General features: G+C 61.6%; 37 protein-coding genes. 2 read left to right on the top strand and 35 right to left on the bottom strand.

From position 1 onward, the window contains the following. Positions 1–126 precede the first annotated feature (126 nt). From ccsB to E9536_RS36200, 3 genes are all read right to left on the bottom strand, one after another. Positions 127–1,317, bottom strand: coding sequence for a c-type cytochrome biogenesis protein CcsB (gene ccsB / locus E9536_RS36210; RefSeq protein ID WP_060082823.1), 1,191 nt, complete (start codon positions 1,315–1,317; stop codon positions 127–129). A gap of 4 nt (positions 1,318–1,321) precedes the next feature. Further along, on the bottom strand, positions 1,322–3,538 hold the full coding sequence (locus tag E9536_RS36205) for a cytochrome c biogenesis protein ResB (RefSeq protein WP_060060524.1): 2,217 nt from the start codon (positions 3,536–3,538) through the stop codon (positions 1,322–1,324). A 122-nt stretch (positions 3,539–3,660) separates the two neighbouring features. Continuing rightward, positions 3,661–4,314 (bottom strand): c-type cytochrome, encoded by a 654-nt coding sequence (locus E9536_RS36200; protein ID WP_027788576.1) that lies wholly within the window; start codon positions 4,312–4,314, stop codon positions 3,661–3,663. 214 nt (positions 4,315–4,528) lie between these two features. On the opposite strand from E9536_RS36200, the gene yihA reads away from it, so the two are divergent. After that, positions 4,529–5,188: a ribosome biogenesis GTP-binding protein YihA/YsxC gene (gene yihA, locus E9536_RS36195; RefSeq protein WP_021161737.1), complete on the top strand. Its 660-nt coding sequence runs from the start codon at positions 4,529–4,531 to the stop codon at positions 5,186–5,188. A 253-nt stretch (positions 5,189–5,441) separates the two neighbouring features. Next, positions 5,442–6,440 (top strand): porphobilinogen synthase, encoded by a 999-nt coding sequence (gene hemB, locus E9536_RS36190; protein WP_021161736.1) that lies wholly within the window; start codon positions 5,442–5,444, stop codon positions 6,438–6,440. Positions 6,441–6,535: 95 nt separating this feature from the next. Here hemB and dsbD read toward each other — a convergent pair whose 3' ends face one another. From dsbD to tuf, 32 genes are all read right to left on the bottom strand, one after another. Then, complete coding sequence (dsbD, locus tag E9536_RS36185; protein WP_136472458.1) at positions 6,536–8,386, bottom strand: protein-disulfide reductase DsbD; 1,851 nt, start codon at positions 8,384–8,386, stop codon at positions 6,536–6,538. Next, positions 8,379–8,705: a divalent-cation tolerance protein CutA gene (gene cutA / locus E9536_RS36180; protein ID WP_021161734.1), complete on the bottom strand. Its 327-nt coding sequence runs from the start codon at positions 8,703–8,705 to the stop codon at positions 8,379–8,381. Before cutA ends, dsbD begins: the two co-directional genes overlap by 8 nt. A gap of 208 nt (positions 8,706–8,913) precedes the next feature. Continuing rightward, positions 8,914–9,309, bottom strand: a complete 396-nt coding sequence (gene rplQ / locus E9536_RS36175; RefSeq protein WP_027788579.1) for a 50S ribosomal protein L17 — start codon at positions 9,307–9,309, stop codon at positions 8,914–8,916. 148 nt (positions 9,310–9,457) lie between these two features. Then, entirely contained in the window at positions 9,458–10,435 is a 978-nt protein-coding gene (rpoA, locus tag E9536_RS36170; protein ID WP_006477176.1) for a DNA-directed RNA polymerase subunit alpha, read from the bottom strand. Between the two features lie 124 nt (positions 10,436–10,559). Further along, positions 10,560–11,183, bottom strand: coding sequence for a 30S ribosomal protein S4 (gene rpsD / locus E9536_RS36165; protein ID WP_021161733.1), 624 nt, complete (start codon positions 11,181–11,183; stop codon positions 10,560–10,562). 154 nt (positions 11,184–11,337) lie between these two features. Beyond that, positions 11,338–11,739 (bottom strand): 30S ribosomal protein S11, encoded by a 402-nt coding sequence (gene rpsK, locus E9536_RS36160; protein WP_004197937.1) that lies wholly within the window; start codon positions 11,737–11,739, stop codon positions 11,338–11,340. A gap of 28 nt (positions 11,740–11,767) precedes the next feature. Continuing rightward, positions 11,768–12,133: a 30S ribosomal protein S13 gene (gene rpsM / locus E9536_RS36155; protein ID WP_006400641.1), complete on the bottom strand. Its 366-nt coding sequence runs from the start codon at positions 12,131–12,133 to the stop codon at positions 11,768–11,770. 38 nt (positions 12,134–12,171) lie between these two features. Continuing rightward, complete coding sequence (rpmJ, locus tag E9536_RS36150; protein WP_004199844.1) at positions 12,172–12,288, bottom strand: 50S ribosomal protein L36; 117 nt, start codon at positions 12,286–12,288, stop codon at positions 12,172–12,174. 20 nt (positions 12,289–12,308) lie between these two features. Beyond that, positions 12,309–12,527 carry a translation initiation factor IF-1 gene (gene infA, locus E9536_RS36145; protein WP_004521905.1) on the bottom strand — a complete coding sequence of 73 codons (219 nt, stop codon included), beginning with the start codon at positions 12,525–12,527 and terminating at the stop codon, positions 12,309–12,311. Positions 12,528–12,535: 8 nt separating this feature from the next. Then, on the bottom strand, positions 12,536–13,885 hold the full coding sequence (gene secY / locus E9536_RS36140) for a preprotein translocase subunit SecY (protein ID WP_006482915.1): 1,350 nt from the start codon (positions 13,883–13,885) through the stop codon (positions 12,536–12,538). A 42-nt stretch (positions 13,886–13,927) separates the two neighbouring features. Then, positions 13,928–14,362: a 50S ribosomal protein L15 gene (rplO, locus tag E9536_RS36135; protein WP_006482880.1), complete on the bottom strand. Its 435-nt coding sequence runs from the start codon at positions 14,360–14,362 to the stop codon at positions 13,928–13,930. 26 nt (positions 14,363–14,388) lie between these two features. Next, a complete protein-coding gene (gene rpmD / locus E9536_RS36130) occupies positions 14,389–14,571 on the bottom strand; it encodes a 50S ribosomal protein L30 (RefSeq protein WP_006400644.1) in 183 nt (60 codons plus the stop codon). 15 nt (positions 14,572–14,586) lie between these two features. Continuing rightward, complete coding sequence (rpsE, locus tag E9536_RS36125) at positions 14,587–15,105, bottom strand: 30S ribosomal protein S5 (protein ID WP_006482895.1); 519 nt, start codon at positions 15,103–15,105, stop codon at positions 14,587–14,589. A gap of 14 nt (positions 15,106–15,119) precedes the next feature. Further along, a complete protein-coding gene (gene rplR, locus E9536_RS36120) occupies positions 15,120–15,485 on the bottom strand; it encodes a 50S ribosomal protein L18 (protein WP_006477183.1) in 366 nt (121 codons plus the stop codon). Positions 15,486–15,497: 12 nt separating this feature from the next. After that, on the bottom strand, positions 15,498–16,028 hold the full coding sequence (rplF, locus tag E9536_RS36115) for a 50S ribosomal protein L6 (protein ID WP_006758786.1): 531 nt from the start codon (positions 16,026–16,028) through the stop codon (positions 15,498–15,500). Positions 16,029–16,046: 18 nt separating this feature from the next. After that, positions 16,047–16,442 carry a 30S ribosomal protein S8 gene (rpsH, locus tag E9536_RS36110; protein ID WP_006477185.1) on the bottom strand — a complete coding sequence of 132 codons (396 nt, stop codon included), beginning with the start codon at positions 16,440–16,442 and terminating at the stop codon, positions 16,047–16,049. A gap of 14 nt (positions 16,443–16,456) precedes the next feature. Beyond that, positions 16,457–16,762: a 30S ribosomal protein S14 gene (gene rpsN, locus E9536_RS36105; protein ID WP_011350676.1), complete on the bottom strand. Its 306-nt coding sequence runs from the start codon at positions 16,760–16,762 to the stop codon at positions 16,457–16,459. Between the two features lie 7 nt (positions 16,763–16,769). Then, complete coding sequence (gene rplE, locus E9536_RS36100; RefSeq protein WP_006482882.1) at positions 16,770–17,309, bottom strand: 50S ribosomal protein L5; 540 nt, start codon at positions 17,307–17,309, stop codon at positions 16,770–16,772. 16 nt (positions 17,310–17,325) lie between these two features. Then, positions 17,326–17,634: a 50S ribosomal protein L24 gene (gene rplX / locus E9536_RS36095; RefSeq protein WP_006477187.1), complete on the bottom strand. Its 309-nt coding sequence runs from the start codon at positions 17,632–17,634 to the stop codon at positions 17,326–17,328. A 9-nt stretch (positions 17,635–17,643) separates the two neighbouring features. Then, on the bottom strand, positions 17,644–18,012 hold the full coding sequence (gene rplN, locus E9536_RS36090) for a 50S ribosomal protein L14 (RefSeq protein WP_006482918.1): 369 nt from the start codon (positions 18,010–18,012) through the stop codon (positions 17,644–17,646). A gap of 309 nt (positions 18,013–18,321) precedes the next feature. Beyond that, entirely contained in the window at positions 18,322–18,594 is a 273-nt protein-coding gene (gene rpsQ, locus E9536_RS36085; RefSeq protein ID WP_006477189.1) for a 30S ribosomal protein S17, read from the bottom strand. Next, the gene (gene rpmC, locus E9536_RS36080; protein ID WP_006400652.1) at positions 18,591–18,785 is read right to left on the bottom strand and encodes a 50S ribosomal protein L29; all 195 of its coding nucleotides are present in this window, start codon (positions 18,783–18,785) and stop codon (positions 18,591–18,593) included. The genes rpsQ and rpmC overlap by 4 nt, the downstream gene beginning before the upstream one ends. A gap of 9 nt (positions 18,786–18,794) precedes the next feature. Continuing rightward, positions 18,795–19,211, bottom strand: coding sequence for a 50S ribosomal protein L16 (gene rplP, locus E9536_RS36075; RefSeq protein ID WP_006482873.1), 417 nt, complete (start codon positions 19,209–19,211; stop codon positions 18,795–18,797). A gap of 2 nt (positions 19,212–19,213) precedes the next feature. After that, complete coding sequence (gene rpsC / locus E9536_RS36070) at positions 19,214–20,014, bottom strand: 30S ribosomal protein S3 (RefSeq protein WP_006482899.1); 801 nt, start codon at positions 20,012–20,014, stop codon at positions 19,214–19,216. Between the two features lie 11 nt (positions 20,015–20,025). Next, complete coding sequence (gene rplV, locus E9536_RS36065; protein WP_004199272.1) at positions 20,026–20,355, bottom strand: 50S ribosomal protein L22; 330 nt, start codon at positions 20,353–20,355, stop codon at positions 20,026–20,028. Positions 20,356–20,367: 12 nt separating this feature from the next. Then, positions 20,368–20,643, bottom strand: a complete 276-nt coding sequence (gene rpsS, locus E9536_RS36060; RefSeq protein ID WP_004199273.1) for a 30S ribosomal protein S19 — start codon at positions 20,641–20,643, stop codon at positions 20,368–20,370. A 10-nt stretch (positions 20,644–20,653) separates the two neighbouring features. After that, entirely contained in the window at positions 20,654–21,481 is an 828-nt protein-coding gene (rplB, locus tag E9536_RS36055) for a 50S ribosomal protein L2 (protein WP_006482900.1), read from the bottom strand. 2 nt (positions 21,482–21,483) lie between these two features. Further along, positions 21,484–21,798, bottom strand: coding sequence for a 50S ribosomal protein L23 (rplW, locus tag E9536_RS36050; RefSeq protein ID WP_004199275.1), 315 nt, complete (start codon positions 21,796–21,798; stop codon positions 21,484–21,486). Then, a complete protein-coding gene (gene rplD, locus E9536_RS36045; RefSeq protein WP_006477192.1) occupies positions 21,795–22,415 on the bottom strand; it encodes a 50S ribosomal protein L4 in 621 nt (206 codons plus the stop codon). Before rplD ends, rplW begins: the two co-directional genes overlap by 4 nt. Continuing rightward, complete coding sequence (rplC, locus tag E9536_RS36040) at positions 22,415–23,065, bottom strand: 50S ribosomal protein L3 (RefSeq protein ID WP_006482922.1); 651 nt, start codon at positions 23,063–23,065, stop codon at positions 22,415–22,417. The genes rplD and rplC overlap by 1 nt, the downstream gene beginning before the upstream one ends. A gap of 178 nt (positions 23,066–23,243) precedes the next feature. Then, positions 23,244–23,555, bottom strand: coding sequence for a 30S ribosomal protein S10 (rpsJ, locus tag E9536_RS36035; RefSeq protein WP_004199280.1), 312 nt, complete (start codon positions 23,553–23,555; stop codon positions 23,244–23,246). A 285-nt stretch (positions 23,556–23,840) separates the two neighbouring features. Next, the gene (gene tuf, locus E9536_RS36030) at positions 23,841–25,031 is read right to left on the bottom strand and encodes an elongation factor Tu (protein ID WP_057056448.1); all 1,191 of its coding nucleotides are present in this window, start codon (positions 25,029–25,031) and stop codon (positions 23,841–23,843) included. Positions 25,032–25,057: the final 26 nt, after the last annotated feature.

The following is a 25,057-nucleotide window of genomic DNA, read 5'->3' as shown; positions in this document are numbered from 1 at the left end:
CTTCATGGGCGTTCGACCCGACTCATCTTGCGCCGTTCGCCGGCCGGACCGCCCGTCCGTTACAAAAGAAAACCGCCGGGCACGCAGTGCACCGGCGGTCTCATAGTCGGACGAGCAGCGGGAATCTTACAGCTTGCCGTAGCTGTGCAGCCCGGACAGGAACATGTTGACGCCGAGGAACGCGAAGGTCGTCACGAGCAGGCCCGTCAGCGCCCACCACGCGGCCACCGTACCGCGCAGGCCCTTCATCAGGCGCATGTGCAGCCACGCCGCATAGTTGAGCCACACGATCAGCGCCCAGGTTTCCTTCGGGTCCCAGCTCCAGTAGCCGCCCCATGCCTCGGCCGCCCACAGCGCGCCGAGGATCGTCGCGATCGTGAAGAACGCGAAACCGACCGCGATCGACTTGTACATCACGTCGTCGAGCACGTCGAGCGTCGGCAGGCGATCCGCGAGCACGCCGCGCTCCTTCATCAGGTACGCGACCGACACCATCGCCGACAACGCGAAGCTGCCGTAGCCGATGAAGTTCGCGGGCACGTGGATCTTCATCCACCAGCTCTGCAGCGCCGGCACGAGCGGCTGGATCTGCTGCGCATCGCGTGCGACCGAGTACCACATCAGGAAGCCGACCGCCGCGCTGATCACCAGCAGCACGAACGCGCCGAGCGAACGCGTCCCGTAGTGGCCTTCGTAATAGAGATAGAGCAGCGCGGTGATCAGGCTGAACAGCACGAACACTTCATAGAGGTTCGACACCGGAATGTGCCCGACATCCGCACCGATCAGGTAGGACTCGTACCAGCGCACCATCAGGCCGGTGAAGCCCATCAGCACGGCGACCCAAGTGAGCTTCTGGCCGATCGCGGAGCCCGATTCCGAGCGCGCGAGCAGGCCGATCCAGTAGAAGATCGTCGCGAGCACGAACAGCGCGCTCATCCACAGGATTGCCGACTGGCTCGACAGGAAGTACTTGAGGAAGAACGCCGAATCGGCGCGCGCGAGATCGCCCTGGTAGATCTGGATCGACAGTAGCGCCAGCACGGCGATCGACGCCATCATCAGCCGCGCGGGCTTCCAGCGCCAGCCGAGCGCGACGAGCGCCGGCACGGTGCCGATCATCACCGCCTTGTCGTAGTAATCCATGTGCGCGTTGTAGTGCACGAGCGCATAGCCCGCGCCCACCACGAGCGCCAGTGCGAACAGCCAGTCGAGCAACGACAGGCGCGCGAGGAACGGACGATCGTCGAACAGCGGCGCCGTGACCGGCGCCTGGGCCGACGCCCGATGGGAAGAGGAAACTTGCGTGAGATCCATGATGTTACCGGGTGGAATTCTCGGAATCGGAACCGCCGCCGGCAGGCGAACGGGCCGTCGATGCCGCACCGGCCGGTGCGGCGTCGCGAGGTGCGGCGTGCAAGGCGGCACCGGCCGCGTCGCGCGTCTGCACGTATTCTTTCTCGAAATCGAAGGTCTTGCGGGCCGTGGACATTGCCATCACCACATCGACGCCCGAACCGGCGTCCTTCAGCCAGAACCAGAGGCGCCGCTCGCGCACGTAGAACATCGAGAAGATGCCGGCGACCAGCAGCAGGCTGCCAAGATACACCAGATTCTTGCCGGGTGCGCGCGTCAACTGAAATACCGAAGCTTGCACCTGCTTGAATGAGTCAAGCTGCAAATAGACCGGCGATCCATACAAAAAGCTGTCGGATAGCGCGTTGATCGCGTTCTGTACGAAACGGATCGTGTCGGTGCCCTGCTGCGCCGCCGGCTCCCCCGCACGCTCGCGCGCGATCTGCCAGACCTCCCACATCGAGCCTTCGAGCATCCGCAGCAGCAGGCTCGCGGCCTTCTCCTGCTCGGCCTTCGGCACCGAGCGGTCGATGAACGTCGCCACGGCCTGGAAGCCGCCGATCGGCTGGCCGTCGGCGCCGCGGCCGACGCTGTCGTCGCTCGCCGCAAACAGGGTCAGCACCTTCAACGCGCTGTCCTGCAGGCGGCCGCGCAGCGATGCGTCGGTGCCCGGCAGCGAACGCTGCGCGAAGCGCGCGGCGGCTTCGGCGCGCACGGAAGGATCCTCGAGCGCGGCGCGCAGGTGCATCCATTCGCCGATCGAATCCTGGCTGTCGGCCGGAATCCGCATGTAGCGGAACGGGTCGTTCGGGCTCGTGCGCACGCCGGCGAGGAACACGCGCTCGCCGTTCATGTCGACGGGCAGCATGTAGTTGTTGAATTCGCGCGCCTGGCCGTCCTTGCCGCGGATCTTGTACTGCACGGACGGGCCGATGTTGTGGAGCTGCGTCGGCTTCGACGTCTTCGCGCCGGAGCCGAGCCGTTCGTCGAACACTTCCTTCAGCGAGCTCGTCGTCGCCACACCACGCACGTCCGGCTTGCCGTTCGCGTCGGCCATGTTCTCGACGTTGATCGCGCGGAAATCGGCGAACTCGATCGTGTCGCCGTCGGCGCCCGGCATCTGCAGCGGCGCCGAACTGCCGATCGTGCCCTGCACGGGGAAGGTCTTCGCGTTGCCGCCCGTCATCGGATAGGCCGTCATCTGCATCTGCGAGCCGCCGTCCTGGAAGCTCGACTGGTAGATCGACACGCCCTTGTACGTGAACGGCTTGTTGACCTCGACGCGCGCCGGGATTTTCCGGCCGGTCTCGCGATCGATCACGACGATGTCGCTCGCGAACAGTTTCGGCATGCCCGTCGTGTAGTAGTCGACGATGAACTTGTTGAGCTGGATCGAGAACGGCAGGTCCTGGATCAGCGAGCCGCTCGGCTGGTTCAGGATCGCGGTCGACACGAACTGGCCCTCGGGCACCCACGCGTAGCCGCGGAACGTCGGGTTCGACGCGGACAGGCGATGGTCGGGCGAGATCTCGCTGATCGTCGCGCTCGTGTTGACCGGGCTCTTGCCGAACATCCACATCTGGAATTTGATCGGCAGGTTGCTGTCGAGCAGGCCGCCGATACAGATCACGACGATCGCGAGGTGCGCGGAGATATAGCCCCACTTGGTCATCGCGCCGCGCTTCGCGGAGATCAGCGTCGCGCCGTCGTTTTCACGCACGACGTGCTTGTAGCCGGCCTTGGTGACGAACGTGGCGAGCGTTGCCGTGACGGTCGCGCGCGTGCCGGAAGCCGTGTACTCGGCCTTGTGGTGGAAAGCCCGCAGGCTGCCTTCGCGAACCTTGTCCTTCCAGCTCTTTGCATCGGCGAGCATCTTCGGCGCGTTGCGGATCACGCACAGCGAGATCGACACGACGAGGAAGATCAGGATCAGCATGAACCACCACGCGCTGTACACGTTGTACAGGCCGAGCGAGCGGAAGATGTCCGCCCAGAACGGCCCGAACTGGTTCACGTAATTCGGATACGGATCGTCCTGGGTCAGGACCGTGCCAATGATGCTCGCGATCGACAGCACCACCAGCAACGCAATCGCGAAGCGCATCGAGCTCAGCAGCTCGACCGCGCGCTTCGACGCACCCTGACTCGACTTCGACTGCAACCCCGACGTGGTAACGCTCATTCAAACTCCGACTGACAACAAAAAAGGGCAAGGCGGCCGCGACTGCGCGGCGCCCCACCCTTTTCTTGTTCTGACTCCGGCCGCCCTTCGGGCGTCCGGTCATTTCCTTCGCGGCTGGCCGCTCAACGCAGGCCCGCGATGTAATCCGCGACGGCCTTGATCTCGTTGTCCGACAGCCGCGTCGCGATCTGATGCATCGCCTCGTTGTTGTTGCGCGCGCCGGCACCCTGCTGGAACGCGGTCAACTGCGCGACCGTGTAATCGGCCCACTGTCCAGACAGACGCGGGTACTGGACCGGGAGACCCTGCCCTGTCGGCCCGTGGCAGCTCGCGCAGGCGGGTACGCCCTTCTCCGCGATGCCGCCGCGATAGATCTTCTGGCCGATCGGCACGGTCGCCGCATCGCGTGCGGTGCCGAGCTTCGTCGTCTGCGACCCGTAGTACGCGGCGACGTTGCGCATGTCGTCCGCGCTCAGCGCGCTCGCGAATCCGACCATCACTGCGTTGGTCCGCACCGGCCCCTTCGCGCCCGGCTGCGTCTTGAAGTCGTTCAACTGCTTGACCAGATATTCGGGATGCTGGCCGGCAAGCTTCGGGAAACTGCCCGACGCGCTATTGCCATCGGCACCGTGACACGATGCGCACACCTGCCCGGCAATCGCCTTGCCGCGGTCGAGATCCGGCTTTGCCGCCTCCGCCGCGTTTGCCTCTGCTACGAAACCTACGAACCCTGCTGCAACCTGAAGCACCATCAGAGACTTGCACAGTCGATTCATTCGCACACCCTGTTTCGTCTTGTGGGAATTTGAGGTTCTGCAAAAAACGACGGCGTTCAGTCTACCGCAGAAGCCACATAAAAGCGCGAGGCAGGCGCCCGGTGGCCTTCGGTAAAACCGCCGTATTGTACAATATCGCGTTGAAAGCTCCCGCGCCTATCGGGGCTACCCCGCCTCCACCAAGCGGCTCGCGCCGCCCGTCCTTCCGGTTCCCATGGCCTTTCTGCTCCATCAAGCCCGCTTCTACACGACCGTCAACCATCTGCGCGACCTGCCGCCGACGGTCCAGCCGGAAATCGCGTTCGCGGGCCGCTCGAATGCCGGCAAGTCGACGGCGATCAACGTGCTGTGCAACCAGAAGCGGCTGGCCTTCGCGTCGAAGACGCCCGGCCGCACGCAGCATATCAACTACTTCTCCGTCGGCCCGGCCGCCGAGCCCGTCGCGAATCTCGTCGACCTGCCCGGCTACGGCTACGCGGAAGTGCCCGGCGCCGCCAAGGCCCACTGGGAAATGCTGCTGTCGTCCTACCTGGCAACCCGCTCGCAGCTTTGCGGCCTGATTCTGATGATGGATTCGCGCCGCCCGCTGACCGACCTCGATCGCCGCATGATCGAGTGGTTCGTACCGACCGGCAAGCCGATCCACACGCTGCTGACGAAGTGCGACAAATTGACGCGGCAAGAAAGCATCAATGCGCTGCGGACCACGCAAAAGGGGCTCGATGCGTATCGTGACCAGGGCGTCCAGGGCAAGCTGACGGTTCAGCTGTTTTCCGCGATGAAGCGCACGGGCCTCGACGAGGCGCACGAACTGATCGAGAGCTGGGTGCGGCCGTCCGCCGCCGACGAAAAAAGCGAGCCTGTAGCACAATGATCGGGCAACGCGCGGCCGGGATCGGCGGCGCGCACCTGACGGCGCCTGCGGATTCGGCCGGCTCATAAAAAAACCCGCCGTTGAACGGCGGGTCAAACAGCCTAATCGAAAAACGACAGGCACCCGCTCAGGGAGGAGAAGCGGGGAGCTGCACGCGACGCGTGCCGCTCGATCGCTATCATATACCAACGCTCCCGAAAATGACCGAAGGGTTCCGTAAGGTCCTTCTTGCCCTGATTTCTACCCAATCGCCATGAGCTTTCATCCGCTTCATCGTCCGCGCCGGATGCGCCGCGACGACTTCTCCCGGCGCCTGATGCGCGAAAACCGCCTGACCACCGACGACCTGATCTATCCGGTATTCGTCGTCGAAGGCACCAACGAGCGGCAGCCGGTGCCGTCGATGCCCGGCGTCGAACGCGTGTCCGTCGATCTGCTGATGCATGTCGCCGAGCAATGCGTCGAACTCGGCGTGCCTGTGCTGTCGCTGTTCCCGGCCATCGAGCCGTCGGTGAAAACGCCTGACGGCCGCGAGGCAGCCAACCCGGAAGGCCTGATCCCGCGCGCGGTGCGCGAGCTGAAGAAGCGCTTTCCCGAACTCGGCGTGCTGACCGACGTCGCACTCGATCCGTACACGAGCCACGGCCAGGACGGCGTGCTCGACGAGAACGGCTACGTGATCAACGACGACACGATCGAGATCCTGATCGATCAGGCGCGCGCACAGGCCGAAGCCGGCGTCGACATCGTCGCGCCGTCGGACATGATGGACGGCCGCATCGGCGCAATCCGCGAGATGCTGGAAAGCGACGGCCATATCCATACGCGCATCATGGCCTATTCGGCCAAGTTCGCATCGGCGTTCTATGGCCCGTTCCGCGACGCGGTCGGCTCGGCGTCCAACCTGGGCAAGGGCAACAAGATGACCTACCAGATGGACCCGGCGAACAGCGACGAAGCGTTGCGCGAAGTGCGCCTCGACATCGACGAAGGCGCCGACATGGTGATGGTCAAGCCCGGCATGCCGTACCTCGACATCGTGCGCCGGGTGAAGGACGAGTTCCGCTTCCCGACCTACGTGTATCAGGTGAGCGGCGAATACGCGATGCTGAAGGCCGCCGCGATGAACGGCTGGCTCGACCACGACAAGGTCGTGCTCGAATCGCTGCTCGCGTTCAAGCGTGCGGGCGCCGACGGCGTGCTCACGTACTTCGCACTCGACGCCGCGCGCCTCCTGAAAGCGCAGCGCTAAGCCACGCGCCGGCAGCGCCACGAAAAACGGCGGGACACTTCGGTGTCCCGCCGTTTTCATTTGCAATCGGTGTACAAGCCACCGACAAGCGTGCGCTACACCGTCGGTACCGCCGCGCGATCGAGACTGCGCAGAAACGTCTCGGCCGCCTGATAGCCGACCACACGGCCGATTTCGTTGCCGTTGCGATCGAAGAAGATGATGCCGGGCGGCCCGAACAGGTTGAAGCGCTTGAGCAGCGCCTGATCGTCCGGATTGTTCGCGGTGACGTCCGCACGTACCAGGTGAAGCTGCGCGAGCCGCGCCTGCACGCGTGAATCCGTGAACGTCAGGTGCTCCATCTCCTTGCAGCTCACGCACCAGTCGGCGTAGAAGTCGAGCATCACGGGCTGGCCCGACGTCTTCAGCAGCGCGTCGAGTTCGCCGCTGGAGCGCACCGAAGCGAACGCCGGCCCCTGCTGCCCGGCAGCCGCACCGGCTGCCGACACATCGCCCGACGCGACCGTGCGCGCAGCAAGGACAGCCAGCGGTTTCACGGGGTCGTTGGAGCCCGCCGCAAGACCGACGAGCAGCGTCGCCGCCCAGATCGCGAGCGCAGCGCCGAGGCCACGGCCGAGGCGGCGCCAGATCGACGCGGCGCCGGCATGCGGCGTGAACAAGCCAAGCGCCGCGGCCGCGATGAGCAGCCACAACGCAGCGAGCACCATCTTCAGGCCGCCGGCAAGCACCGGCCACACGATCCACAGCGCGGCCGCGAGCAGCACGATGCCGAAGAACACCTTCACGCCGTCCATCCATCCACCTGCGCGCGGCAGCACCGTACCGGCACCGATGCCGACCACGAGCAACGGCACGCCGAGCCCCAGCCCCATCGCGAACAGCGCGGCACCGCCGAGCAGCGCATTGCCCGTGTGTGCGATGAAAGCGAGCACCGCGAACAGCGGCGCCGTCATGCATGCGCCGACCACCAGCGCCGACAACGCGCCCATCGCGGCAACCGCAACGAAGTGGCCCCCCTGTCGCGCACTCGACACTTCGGCTGCACCGTTCTGCCAGCGCGCGGGCAGCGCGATATCCTTGCCCGAAATCAGCGACACCGCGAATGCGGTGAGCAGCACGCCGAACGCGCCGAGCACCCACGGGTTCTGCAGCCACGCGCCGAGGCTCTGGCCGACCAGCGCCGCGGCGATGCCCAGCACCGTATAGACGAGCGCCATGCCGACCACGTACGTCAGCGACAGCGCGAAGCCGCGCGCATGCGTCGCGCGCGTGCCCTGGCCGATGATGATCGCCGACACGATCGGGATCATCGGGTACGAACACGGCAGGAGGCTCAGCACGACGCCCGCGACGAAATACAGCGCGACGATCGTGAAGAAGCCATGCCCCTCGAGCAGCGACTGCGCGAAATCGGCGCTCGTGACCTTGTCGAACCAACTGCCCTCGGCTGCCGCATCGCCGGAAGACGAGGCCGCACCCAGTGCGGCGCCGTCGACCTTCACTACGTGCTCGGCGGGCGGATAGCAGATCCCTTCGTCGGCGCAGCCCTGCGACGTCACCGCGAGCTCGAACGGCCCCGACGCCTGCTTGACGGGCACGTGAACGACGACTTCGTCACGGTAGGTCTCGACGTTCTTCTGGAACGTCTGGTCGAACTTCACATGGCCGGCGGGGAACTGCGGCTCGCCGAGCGTCGCCTGCCCGCTCTTCACCGCGAACGCGAACCGCTCGCGGTACAGGTAATAGCCGTTGGCGACCTTGAAGCGGACGTCCACCTGCCCCGGCGATTCGCTCGCGCTGAACTTGAACGCCACCGACGGATCGAGGAAATCGTCGGCCGCACGCGCGACCGACAGGCCGCCGCCCAGCACGAGCATGAACGACAACAGGACTGCGAGGAACCGCAGCGCGCGCACGCGCACGGAAAGCGCCATACCGTTAAACATGAAATAGACGTTGAGTTTCGCTGGTCACCCACTGGCCGTAAGCGGCCGAGGCCGTCGCCTGCCACGAGACGATTTCAGGTGTCTCGTATGGATGATGCGCGAGAATAAATCGCTCCAGTTCGAGCGCCCGCACGGGGCTCGTCTTGAACAGCAACTGGATCTCGTCGGCCGTTTCGACCTTGCCCTGCCAGTGATAGCGCGACCTGATCGCACCGAGCTCCGACACACACGCGGCAAGCCGCGCATCGAGCGCACCGGCGGAAAGCGCCTCGGCGGTCGCGGCATCGGGCACCGTCGTCAGCATCAGCACCACTATCATCCGCGCCCTCCTGGCTGGTCTATCGACTCCTGGCTCCTGCCGGCGCGCGTTGCCCACCCGGGGGCGCACCGGCTGCCCCGTATCGTAGCGCAGCCCGCGCAACACTGCCGGCACCACCCTGCGACAATCGATCGCAGCCGCCGCTTCAAAAACAAAAAGGGCCAAGCAATTGCTCGGCCCCTTTCAGATACTGCTGCGCACCGGAAGCTTATTCAGCTTCTTGCACGGTTTCCGTTTCGTCGACTTCCGGACGATCGAGCAGCTCGACCAGTGCCATCGGTGCGTTGTCGCCCACGCGGAAGCCGAACTTCAGCACGCGCAGGTAGCCGCCCGGACGGTTCGCGAAACGCGGACCGAGCACGTCGAACAGCTTCGCCACCGAGTCACGATCGCGCAGGCGGTTGAACGCCAGGCGACGGTTTGCCAGCGACGGCTTCTTGCCGAGCGTGATCAGCGGCTCGACGACTTTACGGAGTTCCTTCGCCTTCGGCAGCGTCGTCTTGATGACTTCGTGCTCGATCAGCGAGTTGGACATGTTACGGAGCATAGCCAGACGGTGGCTGCTCGTGCGGTTCAGTTTCCGCAGACCATGACGATGGCGCATTTCAGTTTCCTTGATTCAAAGTTTTGATCCAGCTCTTCTATCGCACCTCGATGGGTGCACGGGCCGGTAACGAAAAAAGCAAGATGCGGATTTTAAAGGAAAATCCGCATCTTTGCCAACTACAGCAACAGCAGTGCTACAAGCGGGCTTACTTGTCGAGACCAGCCGGCGGCCAGTTTTCGAGCTTCATGCCCAGCGTGAGACCGCGCGAAGCGAGCACTTCCTTGATCTCGTTGAGCGACTTGCGACCGAGGTTCGGCGTCTTCAGCAGCTCGTTTTCCGTGCGCTGGATGAGATCGCCGATGTAGTAGATGTTCTCGGCCTTCAGGCAGTTCGCCGAACGAACCGTCAGCTCGAGATCGTCCACCGGACGCAGCAGGATCGGATCGATCTGCGGTGCACGCGACGGCGCTTCGGCTGCCGTTTCCGTGCCTTCCAGCGCCGCGAACACGGACAGCTGGTCGACCAGGATGCGGGCCGATTGACGGATCGCTTCTTCCGGCGTGATCACACCGCTCGTTTCGATGTTCATCACGAGCTTGTCGAGGTCGGTACGCTGCTCGACACGTGCGCTTTCGACCGCATAGCTCACGCGGCGAACCGGCGAGAACGATGCGTCGAGGACGATGCGGCCGATGATCTTGGCCGTGTCTTCGCCGTAGCGACGGACGTTGCCGGGCACATAGCCGCGACCCTTTTCGATCTTGATCTGAACGTCGAGCTTGCCACCCTTCGACAGGTGCGCAATCACGTGATTCGGGTTGATGACTTCGCAGTCGTGAGCCAGCTCGATATCGCCGGCCGTGACAACGCCTTCACCTTCCTTGCGCAGCGTAACCGTCACTTCGTCACGGTTATGCAGCTTGAACACCACGCCCTTCAGGTTCAGCAGCAGGTTGACGACGTCTTCCTGCACGCCATCCAGCGTCGAGTACTCGTGCACCACGCCCGCGATCGTCACTTCGGTCGGCGCGTAGCCAACCATCGACGACAGCAGCACGCGGCGAAGCGCATTGCCCAAGGTATGGCCGTAACCGCGTTCGAACGGTTCCATGACCACCCTCGCGTGGTTCTCGCCCAGCGATTCCACGGCGATGATCTTGGGTTTCAGCAAACTGGTTTGCATGGGCTTTCCTTTTCAATACCCTCGGCTCGTTACACCGATAAGGCTGACCGGTAACAACCAGAAAATAAACAGCCGAGGCCCCTCCTTGCGCAACGCAATCGGGGTACCTCGGCCGTCAATCGGATTAACGCGAATACAATTCGACGATCAGGCTTTCGTTGATGTCGCCTGCGATTTCAGCGCGTTCCGGCATTTGCTTGAACGTGCCTTCGAACTTCTTCGCATCGACTGCAACCCAGCTCGGCATGCCGCCTTGCTCGGCCAGCGACAGCGCTTCGACGATACGCGCTTGCTTCTTCGCCTTTTCGCGGATCGCGACGATGTCACCCGCCTTCACTTGCTGCGACGGGACGTTTGCGACGACGCCGTTCACGGTGATCGACTTGTGGCTCACCAGCTGACGCGCTTCAGCGCGGGTCGAGCCGAAGCCCATGCGATACACGACGTTGTCGAGGCGCGACTCGAGCAGTTGCAGCAGGTTTTCACCCGTGTTGCCCTTGCGGCGGTCGGCTTCAGCGAAGTAGCGACGGAACTGACGCTCCAGCACGCCGTAGATGCGCTTGACCTTCTGCTTTTCACGCAGCTGCGTACCGTAGTCGGACGTACGTGCGCCCGAGGTACGGCCGTGCTGGCCCGGCTTGCTGTCGAGCTTGCACTTGTCGGCGAGCGAGCGGCGTGCGCTCTTCAGGAACAGGTCGGTGCCTTCACGGCGGGACAGCTTGGCCTTAGGGCCGATATAACGTGCCACTTTGCATTCCTTTATCAATCAGTCACGCGGATCGAAATCCGCGCTAGTTCGCTCCCTTTGGGGCGAACGGTGGGCTTAGTCAATCAAAAAAGCAACGCCCGTCGACGCTACGCGGCGACAGGCAATGTGCCAGCACGAACGTGCCAGCACACCTTTAGATACGACGACGCTTCGGCGGACGGCAGCCGTTGTGCGGAATCGGGGTGACATCCGAAATCGCGGTGATCTTGATGCCGAGGCCGTGCAGTGCGCGCACTGCCGACTCACGACCCGGGCCCGGGCCCTTGATCCGCACTTCCAGATTCTTCACGCCGTATTCCATCGCGACGCGGCCAGCCGACTCGGCTGCGACCTGGGCAGCGAACGGCGTCGATTTGCGCGAGCCCTTGAAGCCCTGACCGCCCGACGTCGCCCATGCCAGTGCGTTGCCTTGGCGATCGGTGATCGTGATGATCGTGTTGTTGAACGACGCGTGAACGTGAACCACGCCTTCAGCGACGTTCTTCTTAACCTTCTTGCGAACGCGTTGCGCCGCGGTGTTCGAAGCCTTAGCCATTACGTTTTCCTGTAACTGTCAGTTCCGCTTACTTCTTCAGCGCTTGCGCTGCACGACGCGGACCCTTGCGAGTACGTGCGTTCGTACGCGTACGCTGACCGCGCATCGGCAGGCCCTTGCGATGACGAACACCACGGTAGCAACCGAGGTCCATCAGGCGCTTGATGTTCATCGTCACTTCACGGCGCAGATCGCCTTCGACGACAAACTTGCCCACTTCTTCACGCAGCTTTTCCAAGTCTGCGTCGGTCAAGTCCTTGACCTTCTTCGAAAAATCGACGCCAGCTGCCACGCAGATGCTGCGCGAACGGGTGCGGCCGATACCGAAGATAGCCGTCAGGCCGATCTCGGTATGCTGGTGATTCGGGATGTTAACCCCTGCGATACGAGCCATTGTTTTTCCTCAAACAAAAAGCGCAAACAAACGCGCGGTCAGCCTTGGCGCTGCTTGTGGCGCGGATCCGAGCTGCAGATCACGCGAACGACGCCTTTGCGCTTGATGATCTTGCAATTGCGGCAAATGCGCTTAACCGATGCCATCACTTTCATGATAATACCCTTTTTTCAAATCACTTCGCCCGGAACACGATCCGCGCACGAGACAGATCGTAAGGCGTCAATTCAACCGTCACCTTGTCGCCCGGGAGAATGCGGATGTAGTGCATCCGCATCTTTCCGGAGATATGCCCCAACACGACATGGCCGTTTTCCAGCTTCACGCGGAAGGTAGCATTCGGGAGGTTTTCGATCACCTCGCCTTGCATCTGGATTACATCGTCTTTGGCCATAGTCCTTATTAACGCATTGGGATGTTGCCGCCCTTGAAGTTAGCCTTCTTGAGCAGTGACTCATACTGTTGCGACATAACGTACGACTGCACCTGCGCCATAAAGTCCATCGTGACGACGACAATGATCAGCAGCGACGTTCCACCAAAATAAAACGGCACGTTCCAGCGCAGTACCAGGAATTCCGGCAGCAGACACACAAAGACGATGTAGATCGCACCGGCCAGCGTCAGACGCGTGAGGATGCGGTCGATATATCGTGCGGTCTGATCGCCCGGACGGATACCCGGAACAAACGCGCCGCTCTTCTTCAGGTTGTCTGCGGTTTCCCTGCTGTTGAACACCAGTGCGGTGTAGAAGAAGCAGAAAAACACGATCGCCAGCGTGTACAGCAACACATAGACCGGCTGGCCCGGCTTCAGCGCTTCCGCAACGTTATGCAACGTGTTGGAAATCCAGCTTCCCGTCGGCTGACCGGTACTGAACCAGCCGAGAATCGTTGCCGGGAACAGAATGATCGACGACGCGAAGATCGGCGGAATCACACCCGACATGTTCAGCTTCAGCGGCAGATGCGACGACTGCCCACCGTAGATCTTGTTGCCGACCTGGCGCTTCGCGTAGTTCACGAGGATCTTGCGCTGCCCGCGTTCGATGAACACGACCAGGTAAGTCACCGCGGCAATCAGGACGACGATGATGATCGCCGAAATGATGCTCATCGAACCCGTACGTACCAGCTCGAACAACCCACCGACGGCATTCGGGAACCCTGCTGCGATCCCGCCGAAGATGATGATCGAGATACCGTTGCCCAGACCACGCTCGGTAATCTGCTCGCCGAGCCACATCAGGAACATCGTGCCGGTAACCAGCGTCACGACCGTCGTCAGACGGAACAGCATGCCGGGATCGGTGACGAGGCCCGGCTGGTTTTCCAGCGCAGCCGCGATACCGAACGCCTGGAAGGTCGCGAGCACGACGGTGAAATACCGTGTGTACTGCGTGATCTTCCGTTGCCCTGCCTGCCCTTCCTTCTTCAGCGCCTCGAGCTGCGGCGATACGATCGCCAGCAACTGCATGATGATCGACGCCGAAATGTACGGCATGATCCCCAGCGCAAAGATCGTGAAGCGGGAAAGCGCGCCACCCGAGAACATGTTGAACATGCCCAGGATGCCGCCCGCCTGGCTCTGGAACAGCTTAGCCAGTTGATCCGGATCGATGCCCGGCACGGGAATGTGCGCGCCGATGCGATAGACGATCAGCGCCAGGAGCAGGAACATCGCTCGCCGGCGCAGATCGCCGAATTTCGCCGTGCTTCGACCGGGTTTTGCAAGACTCGGGCTGTTAGCCAAGTACCTTCTCCGATGAATGCAAATGACGACGCGCTACGCGTGTCACTCGGCGAACGAACCGCCAGCCGCTTCGATCGCAGCACGCGCACCCTTGGTGGCACCGAGACCCTTCACGACGATCTTGCGCTTCAGCTCGCCCGTCGCGATGATCTTTGCGCTCTTCGTCAGCTCGCCGACCAGGCCGGCTTGCTTCAGTGCGAGCAGATCGATCTCATCGACCGGCAGCTTCTCGAGGTCGCCCAGGCGCACTTCACCGACGAATTCCTTCGTCAGCGACGTGAAGCCGCGCTTCGGCAGACGACGTTGCAGCGGCATCTGACCGCCTTCGAAACCGACTTTGTGGAAGCCGCCCGAACGCGATTTCTGACCCTTGTGACCACGGCCAGCCGTCTTGCCGAGGCCCGAACCGATGCCACGGCCGACGCGACGCTTGGCGTGCTTGGCGCCAGCTGCCGGCTTCAGGTTATTCAATTCCATATCAACTCCTTGATCCGTAGGGCCGCTTACGCGATGACCTTAACGAGGTACGAGACCTTGTTGATCATGCCGCGGACCGCCGGCGTGTCCTGAAGCTCGCTGACCGAGTTGAGTCGGCGCAGGCCCAGGCCACGCACGGTCGCGCGGTGCGATTCGCGGGTCCCGATCAGGCTCTTAACGAGCTGAACCTTGACAGTTTTTTCAGACATGGTGACCACCCGGGCTTAGCCCAAAATTTCTTCGACGGACTTGCCGCGCTTCGCCGCGATGTCTGCCGGGGTGGACTGCTTGCGCAGACCGTCCAGCGTGGCGCGAACGAGGTTGTACGGGTTCGTCGAACCGTGGCTCTTTGCCACGACGTTCTGAACGCCCATCACGTCGAACACTGCGCGCATCGGGCCGCCGGCGATCACGCCCGTACCTGCCTTCGCCGGAGCGAGGAGGACAGCCGATGCGCCATGCTTGCCGTGCACTTCGTGTTGCAGCGTGCCGTTCTTGAGCGGCACCTTGAACATGTTGCGGCGAGCTTGTTCCATTGCCTTCTGGACAGCGACCGGCACTTCCTTCGCCTTGCCCTTGCCCATACCGATGCGGCCATCGCCGTCGCCAACCACGGTCAGTGCGGCGAAGCCGAGAATACGGCCACCCTTCACGACCTTGGTCACGCGGTTGACCGAAATCATCTTTTCACGAAGGCCGTCGTCGCGCTCGTCAGCCTGAACTTTCGCTTGCATCTTTGCCATGACGAATTCCTTCCTTAGAACTTGAGCCCAGCTTCGCGAGCTGCCTCAGCCAGCGCCTTGACGCGGCCGTGGTAGCGGAAGCCCGAGCGGTCGAAGGCGACGGATTCGATGCCGGCAGCCTTTGCCTTCTCGGCAATACGCTTGCCGATCAGCGTCGCGGCATTAACGTTGCCGCCCTTGCCCGACTTGTCGGCCAGTTCAGCGCGCACTTCTGCTTCGAGCGTCGACGCGCTGGCGAGCACCTTGGTGCCGCAGGGCGAGAACACTTGAGCGTAGATGTGCGTGTTCGTGCGATGCACGGCGAGACGCGCGACCTGCAGCTCAGCGATCTTGATACGCGTCTGGCGAGCGCGGCGCAGGCGAGATTGAGTCTTATCCATGATTGCGCACCCTTACTTCTTCTTCGTTTCTTTGAGGATCACAACCTCGTCGGAATAGCGCACGCCCTTGCCCTTGTAGGGCTCCGGCGGACGGTAACCGCGAACTTCCGCAGCTACTTGACCGACTTGTTGCTTGTTGATCCCCTTGATCACGATTTCGGTTTGCGTCGGGGTTTCTGCCTTGACGCCTTCCGGCATCTGGTGCACCACCGGGTGCGAGAAACCCAGCGACAGGTTCAGCTTGTCGCCTTGCGCTTGCGCACGATAACCGACGCCAACCAGCGTCAGCTTGCGCTCGAAACCCTTGGTCACGCCGTGCACGGCATTCGCGATGATCGCGCGCATCGTGCCCGACAGTGCATTTGCTTCGCGGCTTTCGTCCACCGGCGACAGGTTCAGCGTGCCGTCGTTGTTCGCCACGTTCACGAGCGGATTGATCGCTTGCGTGATGGTGCCCAGCGGGCCCTTGACGGTGATCGCACCGTCGGCCAGCTTGACTTCCGCGCCTTGCAGCGCGATCGGGCTCTTACCTACTCGAGACATGTTTCTCTCTCCTCGGCTTTAAGCGACGTAGCAGATGACTTCGCCGCCGACGCCGGTAGCGCGCGCCTTGCGGTCGGTCATCACGCCCTTCGGCGTCGACACGATTGCCACGCCCAGGCCGTTCATGACCTGCGGAATGTCGTTACGGCCGCGGTACACGCGCAGACCAGGCTTCGACACGCGCTCGAGGCGTTCGATGACCGGGCGACCTGCGTAGTACTTCAGCGCGATATTCAGTTCGGACTTCGCACCTTCCGCCTTGACGGCGAAATCGTCGATGTAACCTTCGTCCTTCAGGACTTGCGCGATTGCAACCTTGACCTTCGACGAGGGCATCGCAACCGATACCTTCTCGACCATCTGCGCGTTGCGGATGCGAGTCAGCATATCGGCGATAGGATCACTCATGCTCATTTACGTTTCTCCTATTACCAGCTCGCCTTGGTCAGGCCAGGAATCTCGCCACGGAATGCGATTTCACGAATCTTGTTACGCGCGAGGCCGAATTTACGGAACGTGCCACGCGGACGGCCCGTAATCGCGCAGCGGTTACGCTGGCGGGTCGGGTTTGCGTTGCGGGGCAGTTGCTGCAGCTCAAGGCGTGCTTCGTAGCGCTCTTCTTCCGACTTGCTTTGGTCTTCGACGATCGCCTTCAGCGCATCGCGCTTTGCTGCGAACTTCGCGACCAGGCGGGCGCGCTTCTTTTCACGTTCGATCAGTGCCAGTTTAGCCACGGTAACCTCAGTTTCTGAACGGGAACTTGAAGCTGGCGAGCAGAGCCTTTGCTTCGTCGTCGGTCTTCGCAGTCGTCGTGATGCTGATGTTCAGCCCACGCAGTGCGTCGATCTTGTCGTAGTCGATTTCGGGGAAAATGATCTGCTCTTTCACACCGATGTTGTAGTTGCCACGGCCATCGAAAGCACGACCCGACACGCCGCGGAAGTCACGCACGCGGGGCAGGGCAACCGTCACGAAACGGTCGAGGAATTCGTACATTGCACGGCCACGCAGCGTCACCATCGCGCCGATCGGGTAACCCTGGCGGATCTTGAAGCCTGCGATTGCCTTGCGTGCCTTCGTCACGACCGGCTTCTGACCAGCGATCTTCGTGAGGTCGCCGACGGCGTTCTCGATGATCTTCTTGTCAGCGATCGCTTCGCCAAGACCCATGTTCAGCGTGATCTTGGTGATGCGCGGCACTTCCATGACCGACTTGTAACCGAACTTCTCGATCAGGCCGGGCACAACCTTTTCTTTGTAAAACTCTTGAAAACGAGCCATTTTTTACTCCGCTGCGTCAGGCGCTCAGTACGGCACCGGTCGTCTTCAGGAAGCGAACCTTCTTGCCTTCCTCGACCTTGATGCCAACACGCGACGCCTTGCCATTCGCGTCGACCAGTGCGACGTTCGAAATATGCAGGGGCATCGTCTTCGCTTCCACGCCACCCGTCGTACCCTTCATCGGGTTCGGCTTCACATGCTTCTTGACGAGGTTGATACCTTCAACCGTCACATGCTCTGCACCGACAGCCAGCACGACGCCGCGCTTGCCCTTGTCCTTGCCAGTGACGACGATGACTTCGTCACCTTTGCGAATCTTGTTCATCGCGACTCCTTACAGCACTTCCGGCGCCAGCGAAACGATCTTCATGAATCGTTCGCTACGCAGCTCACGCGTCACCGGCCCGAAGATACGGGTGCCGATCGGCTCGAGCTTGTTATTCAAAAGCACAGCGGCGTTGCCGTCGAACTTGATCAGCGAGCCGTCTTGACGGCGCACGCCCTTGGCGGTGCGGACCACCACGGCGTTGTAAATTTCGCCTTTCTTCACGCGCCCGCGCGGCGTTGCCTCTTTGACGCTCACCTTGATGATGTCGCCAATGCCGGCATAACGACGCTTCGAGCCGCCGAGCACCTTGATGCACAGGACTTCACGTGCACCCGTGTTGTCGGCTACTTCGAGCCGAGATTCGGTCTGGATCATGGTTTGTCTTTCCCAACTTAATCCGGATGCACCACCATGATGCATTCGGTCAGTCTTGGTCCCGTCAGCCAATCGGCTGCTTGGGTTGGAACAGCAGCGACGGCAAACGAAACCCGCCATCGCAATTCGGTGAATCTTTCGGACAGGCAGGCGCCAATCCGCTTCCCCCACCAACTTCGCCCGCGACGGGGCTCCCATAAAGAGGGAAGACCGGGATTATAACAAATAATCCCGGTCACGCAAGCAAAAACTTTGCGATTTCAAGCACTTCGTGGAGAAGTGCCTGTTACTGCCTACTGCGCTGCCCGCTTAGATGACGCGAGCTGCTTCGACGAGGCGCGACACCGTCCAGGCCTTCGTCTTCGAAACAGGACGAGTTTCCTGGATTTCGACGAGATCGCCTTCGTTGTAGGTGTTCGCTTCATCATGCGCGTGGTACTTCTTCGAGCGCACGACATACTTGCCGTAGATCGGATGCTTGACGCGGTGCTCGATCAGCACGGTGACGGTCTTGTCCATCTTGTTGCTGACGACCCGACCGACCAGCGTCCGCTTCAGCGAGGTTTTCACGCTATCGTTCATTTCTGGTTCGCCTTCTGAGTCATGACGGTCCGCACACGTGCGATGTCGCGACGAACCTTCTTCAGCTGGCTCGTGTTCGTGAGCTGCTGGGTCGCGAGTTGCATGCGCAGGCCGAATTGCGCCTTCAGCAGGTCCGCCAGCTCCTTGTTGAGCGCGGCCTGGTCTTTCTGGAGAAGTTCGGAAGCCTTCATGTTTTCTCCTTAGGCGCCGAGCTGGCGCACGATGAATGCCGTCTTGAGCGGCAGCTTGGCTGCAGCCAGACGGAACGCTTCGCGTGCCAGTTCTTCGGTTACGCCGTCCATTTCATAGAGCATCTTGCCCGGCTGAATCTCGGCGACGTAGTACTCCGGGTTACCCTTACCGTTACCCATACGCACTTCGGCCGGCTTCTGCGAAATCGGCTTGTCCGGGAAGATCCGGATCCAGATGCGGCCGCCACGCTTGATGTGACGCGTCATTGCACGACGTGCCGCTTCAATCTGACGTGCGGTCAAACGACCGCGACCGATCGCCTTCAGGCCGAATTCACCGAACGACACTGCGTTGCCGCGCGTCGCCTTGCCGGTGTTACGACCCTTCTGCTCTTTACGATACTTTCTGCGTTTCGGTTGCAGCATCGTTATTCTCCAGTCTTGCCGTCTTCGGGCTTGCCGGCGCCGCGGCGCGGTGCGCCACGACGAGCACCCGGAGCGCCGCCTTCGCCGTCACGGCGCGGACGACGGTCGCCCGGACGCGCATTGCGACGCGGACGCTTGTCTTCGGCTACTTCTTCCACCACCGGTGCGTCGTTGCGGCCGAGCGTATCGCCCTTGTAGACCCACACCTTGACGCCGATGATCCCGTAAGTCGTCTTCGCTTCCGAAGTCGCGTAGTCGATATCAGCACGCAGCGTGTGAAGCGGCACGCGACCTTCGCGATACCACTCCGTACGAGCGATTTCGATACCGTTCAGACGGCCTGCGCTCATGATCTTGATGCCTTGGGCACCCAGACGCATCGCGTTCTGCATCGCACGCTTCATCGCGCGACGGAACATGATCCGGCGCTCGAGCTGTTGCGTGATCGAGTCAGCGATCAACTGAGCATCGGTTTCCGGCTTGCGGATTTCTTCGATGTTGACGTGAACCGGAACGCCCATGCGGCGTTGCAGTTCCGTCTTCAGCTGCTCGATATCCTCGCCCTTCTTGCCGATGACCACGCCCGGACGCGAGCTGTAAATCGTGATGCGCGCGTTCTTCGCCGGACGCTCGATGACGACCCGACCGACCGAAGCGTTCTTCAGCTTCTTCTTCAGGTATTCACGAACACCGATGTCTTCCTGAAGCATCGCCGCGAAATTGTTGTTGTTCGCGTACCAACGCGAAGCCCAATTGCGGCTGACAGCCAGGCGGAAGCCAGTCGGATGAATTTTCTGTCCCATCGTATGGCTCCTTAATTCCCGACCGTCACAGTGATGTGACAGGATTGCTTCTCGATGCGGTTACCGCGGCCCTTGGCGCGCGCGGTGAAACGCTTGAGCGATGCAGCCTTGTCGACGTAGATGCTCTTGATCTTGAGCTCGTCGATATCGGCGCCTTCGTTGTGCTCCGCATTCGCGATTGCCGACAGCACAACCTTCTTCACGATGCCAGCCGCTTTCTTCGGCGAGAACGTCAGAACGTTCAGCGCCTTGTCGACCGGCAAACCGCGGATCTGGTCAGCCACAAGGCGCGTTTTTTGCGCCGAGATGCGGGCACCGCGATGAATTGCTTTCACTTCCATCTTGATTGCCCCTTATTTCTTGGCCTTCTTGTCGGCCGCGTGACCCTTGAACGTACGGGTCAGTGCGAACTCGCCAAGCTTGTGGCCGACCATGTTTTCCGAGATGTACACCGGAACGTGTTGACGGCCGTTATGAACAGCGATCGTCAGGCCGATGAAATCCGGCAGAATCGTCGAGCGACGCGACCAGGTCTTGATCGGCTTTTTGTCGCGCGAAGCTGCAGCCGCCTCAACTTTCTTCAGCAAATGGGCGTCGCAGAACGGACCTTTTTTTACAGAACGTGCCATTGCCTACTCCTTAACGCTTGTGACGGCGCTGGACGATCATCGTCGTCGTGCGCTTGTTGCTACGGGTGCGATAACCCTTAGCCGGCGTACCCCACGGGCTAACCGGATCGCGACCTGCAGCCGTCTTGCCCTCACCACCACCGTGCGGGTGATCAACCGGGTTCATCGCAACGCCACGCACCGTCGGGCGGATACCGCGCCAGCGGTTCGCGCCAGCCTTGCCGATCTGGCGCAGGCTATGCTCTTCGTTGCCGACTTCACCGATCGTTGCACGGCACTCGATGTGCACGCGGCGGATTTCGCCCGAACGCAGACGAACCTGCGCGTAGACGCCTTCACGTGCGAGCAGCATGGCCGACGTACCAGCCGAACGCGCCATTTGCGCGCCCTTGCCCGGCAGCATCTCGATGCAGTGGATCGTCGTACCGACCGGAATGTTGCGGATCGGCAGCGTGTTGCCTGCGCGGATCGGCGCTTCCGAACCCGACATCAGCTGTTGGCCGACGGTCAGGCCCTTCGGGGCGATGATGTAGCGACGTTCGCCGTCTGCGTAGAGCACCAGCGCGATGTTCGCGCTACGGTTCGGGTCGTACTCGAGACGCTCGACCTTTGCCGGGATGCCATCCTTCGTGCGACGGAAATCGACGATACGATAGTGTTGCTTGTGACCACCACCCTTGTGACGCGTGGTGATACGGCCATTGTTGTTACGGCCGGCGGTCGAGCTCTGCGAGTCGAGCAGTGCCGCGAACGGCTTGCCCTGGTGCAGGTTCTTGTTGACCACCTTGACCATCGCGCGGCGACCCGGCGATGTCGGCTTAACTTTAACGATTGCCATGATTACTTGGCCTCCGCTTCAAAGTTGATTTCCTGGCCGGGCTTCAGGCAAACGTACGCCTTCTTCACGTCCTTGCGGCGGCCCATCGAACGGCCAAAGCGCTTTTGCTTGCCCTTCTGAACCAGCACGTTGACGGAATCAACTTCAACCTTGAACAGCAGCTCGACAGCCGCCTTCACTTCCTGCTTCGTGGCATCCGGTGCGACTTCGAACACGACTTGCTCGTTCTTGTCGGCAACCAGCGTCGCCTTTTCCGAGATCACCGGTGCGAGCAGGACCTGCATCAAACGATGATCGTTCTTGCGAATCTCGCTCATGACAGCAACTCCTCGATCTGGGCGACCGCAGCCTTCGTGACCAGCACTTTCTTGAAGTAGATCAGCGACAGCGGGTCAGCGTAGCGCGGCTCGACAATTGCCACGTGCGGCAGGTTGCGCGATGCCAGGTACAGGTTTTCGTCAACCGTGTCGGTGATGATCAGCACGGAGTCGAGACCCATGGTCTTGAATTTGTCAGCCAGCAGCTTGGTCTTCGGCGCTTCGAGGATGATGTCCTCGACGACCGACAGGCGGCCTTCACGGGCCAGCTGCGAGAAGATCGAGCAGAGACCTGCGCGATGCATCTTCTTGTTGACCTTGTGCGAGAAGTTTTCTTCCGGCGAATTCGGGAAGATACGACCACCGCCACGCCACAGCGGGCTCGACGACATACCGGCACGAGCACGGCCCGTACCCTTCTGGCGCCACGGCTTCTTGGTCGTGTGCTTGACTTGCTCACGGTCCTTCTGTGCGCGGTTACCCTGGCGAGCATTCGCCTGGTAAGCGACGACGACCTGGTGGATCAGCGCTTCGTTGTAGTCACGACCGAACACGACGTCCGACGCGTTGACCACTGCACCTTCCTGACCATTTTCGTTCAGGAGCTTGAGTTCCATTATTTCGCCCCCTTGGTCTTGACGGCCGGCGTCACGAAGACCTTGCCGCCCTTCGCGCCCGGAATCGCACCCTTCACGAGCAGCAGCTTGCGCTCTGCGTCGATACGAGCGATTTCGAGGTTCTGCACCGTCACCGTCACGTCACCCATGTGACCCGTCATGCGTTTACCCGGGAAAACACGACCCGGATCCTGCGCCATACCGATCGAGCCCGGCACGTTGTGCGAGCGCGAGTTACCGTGCGTCGCACGGCCGGAGGAGAAGTTGTAACGCTTGATCGTACCGGCGTAGCCCTTACCGATCGACACGCCTTGCACGTCGACCTTCTGGCCCACTTCGAAAAGATCAGCACCGACCACGGCGCCATTCGACAGCTCAGCTGCCTTGGCCGCGTCAATGCGGAATTCCTTGAGGATTTCACCGGCTTCGACACCGGCTTTGGCGAGATGACCTGCCAGCGGCTTCGTCACGCGCGATGCACGACGGGAGCCGAATGCAACCTGCACGGCCGTGTAGCCGTCGGTTTCAACAGTCTTGATCTGCGTCACGCGGTTGTCCGACACGTCCAGCACGGTGACGGGAATCGAATCCCCTTCAGCCGTGAAGATACGGGTCATGCCAACCTTGCGACCTACGAGTCCAAGGCTCATCATTTTCTCCATTCCCGACTGCGATTGGTCGGGGCTGATTTACAAAATGCCGGGCACGCAAGGCCCAACTTTTTTACGCGAATACGCGAAAAGCCAAGCAGTATAGCCCGACCCCTCGATTTCCGCAAGCAATACAAAGACTTAGCGCCACCCGACAAGCCGGTTGGCGCCGGAAGCCTTACTGCAGCTTGATTTCCACGTCGACGCCAGCCGGCAGATCGAGCTTCATCAGCGCGTCAACCGTCTTGTCGGTCGGATCGACGATGTCCATCAGGCGCTGGTGGGTACGGATTTCGAGCTGATCGCGCGACGTCTTGTTGACGTGCGGCGAACGCAGGATGTCAAAACGCTGAATGCGCGTCGGCAGCGGCACCGGGCCACGGACGATTGCGCCAGTCCGCTTCGCGGTATCGACGATTTCGGCAGCCGATTGATCGATCAGACGATAGTCGAAAGCCTTCAGGCGAATGCGGATTTTCTGTTGCTGCATGACGATTCCTTGAAAAGAGCGAGGCGATGTTGCACCGCCGGACACCAAAAGAACGCGAAACCTGCTGCCTGCGGGGAGCGAAGCGACAGGTTCCGAACGGTACTTCCACTGCTAAGCCCGCGATTCTACACGAAAAATCGGAGAGGTGGTGCGGGTTTGTCAATGTGCGTGACGGCACGCCATAAAGAAAAACCGGGTGCCAGCGCAAGCTGAACACCCGGTTTCGACGGTACAACTGCATACCGTGGGAACGCGGATCCCGGAAGGATCCGCGGATCGTCGACCTTAGTCGAGGATCTTGGCAACGACGCCGGCGCCGACCGTACGGCCACCTTCGCGGATTGCGAAGCGCAGACCTTCTTCCATCGCGATCGGTGCAATCAGCTTCACCGTGATCGACACGTTGTCGCCCGGCATCACCATTTCCTTGTCCTTCGGCAGCTCGATCGAGCCCGTCACGTCCGTCGTACGGAAGTAGAACTGCGGACGGTAGTTGTTGAAGAACGGCGTGTGACGGCCGCCTTCGTCCTTGCTCAGCACGTACACTTCAGCCGTGAAGTGCGTGTGCGGCGTGATCGAACCCGGCTTCGCCAGAACCTGGCCACGCTCCACGTCTTCACGCTTCGTGCCGCGCAGCAGGATACCGACGTTGTCGCCTGCCTGACCTTGGTCCAGCAGCTTGCGGAACATTTCAACGCCCGTGCAGGTCGTCTTCACCGTCGGCTTGATACCGACGATTTCGATTTCTTCGCCGACCTTCACGATGCCGCGCTCGACACGACCCGTCACCACCGTACCACGGCCCGAGATCGAGAACACGTCTTCCACCGGCATCAGGAACGCGCCGTCAACTGCACGCTCCGGCGTCGGGATGTACGTGTCCAGCGCGTCTGCCAGGCTCATGATCGCCACTTCGCCCAGCTCGCCCGTGTCGCCTTCCAGCGCCAGCTTTGCCGAACCCTTCACGATCGGCGTGTCGTCACCCGGGAAGTCGTACTTCGACAGGAGTTCGCGAACTTCCATCTCGACCAGCTCGAGCAGTTCAGCGTCGTCCACCATGTCGCACTTGTTCAGGAACACGATGATGTACGGAACGCCAACCTGACGCGCCAGCAGGATGTGCTCACGCGTTTGCGGCATCGGGCCGTCTGCTGCCGAGCAAACCAGGATCGCGCCGTCCATCTGCGCTGCGCCCGTGATCATGTTCTTCACATAGTCAGCGTGGCCCGGGCAGTCGACGTGTGCGTAGTGGCGGTTAGCCGTTTCGTACTCGACGTGTGCCGTGTTGATCGTGATGCCGCGCGCCTTTTCTTCCGGTGCCGCGTCGATCTGGTCGTACGCCTTCGCTTCGCCGCCGAACTTCTTCGTCAGAACCGTCGTGATCGCTGCCGTCAGCGTCGTCTTGCCGTGGTCAACGTGACCAATCGTACCAACGTTCACGTGCGGCTTGGTCCGCTCGAATTTACCTTTTGCCATGATTCTCTTCTTTCAAAAATTATCGA

The sequence above is a fragment of the Burkholderia sp. LS-044 genome, from assembly GCF_004803625.1.
Taxonomy (GTDB): Bacteria; Pseudomonadota; Gammaproteobacteria; order Burkholderiales; family Burkholderiaceae; genus Burkholderia; species Burkholderia cepacia.
Note: the sequence above shows the minus strand (reverse complement) of the source record. Positions and strands in the feature narration are given on the sequence as shown.

Bases quoted from the DNA above. Each gene is read 5' to 3' on its own strand.
- ccsB (WP_060082823.1), bottom strand. From the start codon at position 1,317: ATGGATCTCACGCAAGTTTCCTCTTCCCATCGGGCGTCGGCCCAGGCG.
- E9536_RS36205 (WP_060060524.1), bottom strand. From the start codon at position 3,538: ATGAGCGTTACCACGTCGGGGTTGCAGTCGAAGTCGAGTCAGGGTGCG.
- E9536_RS36200 (WP_027788576.1), bottom strand. From the start codon at position 4,314: ATGAATCGACTGTGCAAGTCTCTGATGGTGCTTCAGGTTGCAGCAGGG.
- yihA (WP_021161737.1), top strand. From the start codon at position 4,529: ATGGCCTTTCTGCTCCATCAAGCCCGCTTCTACACGACCGTCAACCAT.
- hemB (WP_021161736.1), top strand. From the start codon at position 5,442: ATGAGCTTTCATCCGCTTCATCGTCCGCGCCGGATGCGCCGCGACGAC.
- dsbD (WP_136472458.1), bottom strand. From the start codon at position 8,386: ATGTTTAACGGTATGGCGCTTTCCGTGCGCGTGCGCGCGCTGCGGTTC.
- cutA (WP_021161734.1), bottom strand. From the start codon at position 8,705: ATGATAGTGGTGCTGATGCTGACGACGGTGCCCGATGCCGCGACCGCC.
- rplQ (WP_027788579.1), bottom strand. From the start codon at position 9,309: ATGCGCCATCGTCATGGTCTGCGGAAACTGAACCGCACGAGCAGCCAC.
- rpoA (WP_006477176.1), bottom strand. From the start codon at position 10,435: ATGCAAACCAGTTTGCTGAAACCCAAGATCATCGCCGTGGAATCGCTG.
- rpsK (WP_004197937.1), bottom strand. From the start codon at position 11,739: ATGGCTAAGGCTTCGAACACCGCGGCGCAACGCGTTCGCAAGAAGGTT.
- rpsM (WP_006400641.1), bottom strand. From the start codon at position 12,133: ATGGCTCGTATCGCAGGGGTTAACATCCCGAATCACCAGCATACCGAG.
- rpmJ (WP_004199844.1), bottom strand. From the start codon at position 12,288: ATGAAAGTGATGGCATCGGTTAAGCGCATTTGCCGCAATTGCAAGATC.
- infA (WP_004521905.1), bottom strand. From the start codon at position 12,527: ATGGCCAAAGACGATGTAATCCAGATGCAAGGCGAGGTGATCGAAAAC.
- rplO (WP_006482880.1), bottom strand. From the start codon at position 14,362: ATGGAATTGAATAACCTGAAGCCGGCAGCTGGCGCCAAGCACGCCAAG.
- rpmD (WP_006400644.1), bottom strand. From the start codon at position 14,571: ATGTCTGAAAAAACTGTCAAGGTTCAGCTCGTTAAGAGCCTGATCGGG.
- rpsE (WP_006482895.1), bottom strand. From the start codon at position 15,105: ATGGCAAAGATGCAAGCGAAAGTTCAGGCTGACGAGCGCGACGACGGC.
- rplR (WP_006477183.1), bottom strand. From the start codon at position 15,485: ATGGATAAGACTCAATCTCGCCTGCGCCGCGCTCGCCAGACGCGTATC.
- rplF (WP_006758786.1), bottom strand. From the start codon at position 16,028: ATGTCTCGAGTAGGTAAGAGCCCGATCGCGCTGCAAGGCGCGGAAGTC.
- rpsH (WP_006477185.1), bottom strand. From the start codon at position 16,442: ATGAGCATGAGTGATCCTATCGCCGATATGCTGACTCGCATCCGCAAC.
- rplE (WP_006482882.1), bottom strand. From the start codon at position 17,309: ATGGCTCGTTTTCAAGAGTTTTACAAAGAAAAGGTTGTGCCCGGCCTG.
- rplX (WP_006477187.1), bottom strand. From the start codon at position 17,634: ATGAACAAGATTCGCAAAGGTGACGAAGTCATCGTCGTCACTGGCAAG.
- rplN (WP_006482918.1), bottom strand. From the start codon at position 18,012: ATGATCCAGACCGAATCTCGGCTCGAAGTAGCCGACAACACGGGTGCA.
- rpsQ (WP_006477189.1), bottom strand. From the start codon at position 18,594: ATGAACGATAGCGTGAAAACCTCGCTGAAGCGGACGCTGGTCGGTCGG.
- rpmC (WP_006400652.1), bottom strand. From the start codon at position 18,785: ATGAAGGCTTCCGAACTTCTCCAGAAAGACCAGGCCGCGCTCAACAAG.
- rplP (WP_006482873.1), bottom strand. From the start codon at position 19,211: ATGCTGCAACCGAAACGCAGAAAGTATCGTAAAGAGCAGAAGGGTCGT.
- rpsC (WP_006482899.1), bottom strand. From the start codon at position 20,014: ATGGGACAGAAAATTCATCCGACTGGCTTCCGCCTGGCTGTCAGCCGC.
- rplV (WP_004199272.1), bottom strand. From the start codon at position 20,355: ATGGAAGTGAAAGCAATTCATCGCGGTGCCCGCATCTCGGCGCAAAAA.
- rpsS (WP_004199273.1), bottom strand. From the start codon at position 20,643: ATGGCACGTTCTGTAAAAAAAGGTCCGTTCTGCGACGCCCATTTGCTG.
- rplB (WP_006482900.1), bottom strand. From the start codon at position 21,481: ATGGCAATCGTTAAAGTTAAGCCGACATCGCCGGGTCGCCGCGCGATG.
- rplW (WP_004199275.1), bottom strand. From the start codon at position 21,798: ATGAGCGAGATTCGCAAGAACGATCATCGTTTGATGCAGGTCCTGCTC.
- rplD (WP_006477192.1), bottom strand. From the start codon at position 22,415: ATGGAACTCAAGCTCCTGAACGAAAATGGTCAGGAAGGTGCAGTGGTC.
- rplC (WP_006482922.1), bottom strand. From the start codon at position 23,065: ATGAGCCTTGGACTCGTAGGTCGCAAGGTTGGCATGACCCGTATCTTC.
- rpsJ (WP_004199280.1), bottom strand. From the start codon at position 23,555: ATGCAGCAACAGAAAATCCGCATTCGCCTGAAGGCTTTCGACTATCGT.
- tuf (WP_057056448.1), bottom strand. From the start codon at position 25,031: ATGGCAAAAGGTAAATTCGAGCGGACCAAGCCGCACGTGAACGTTGGT.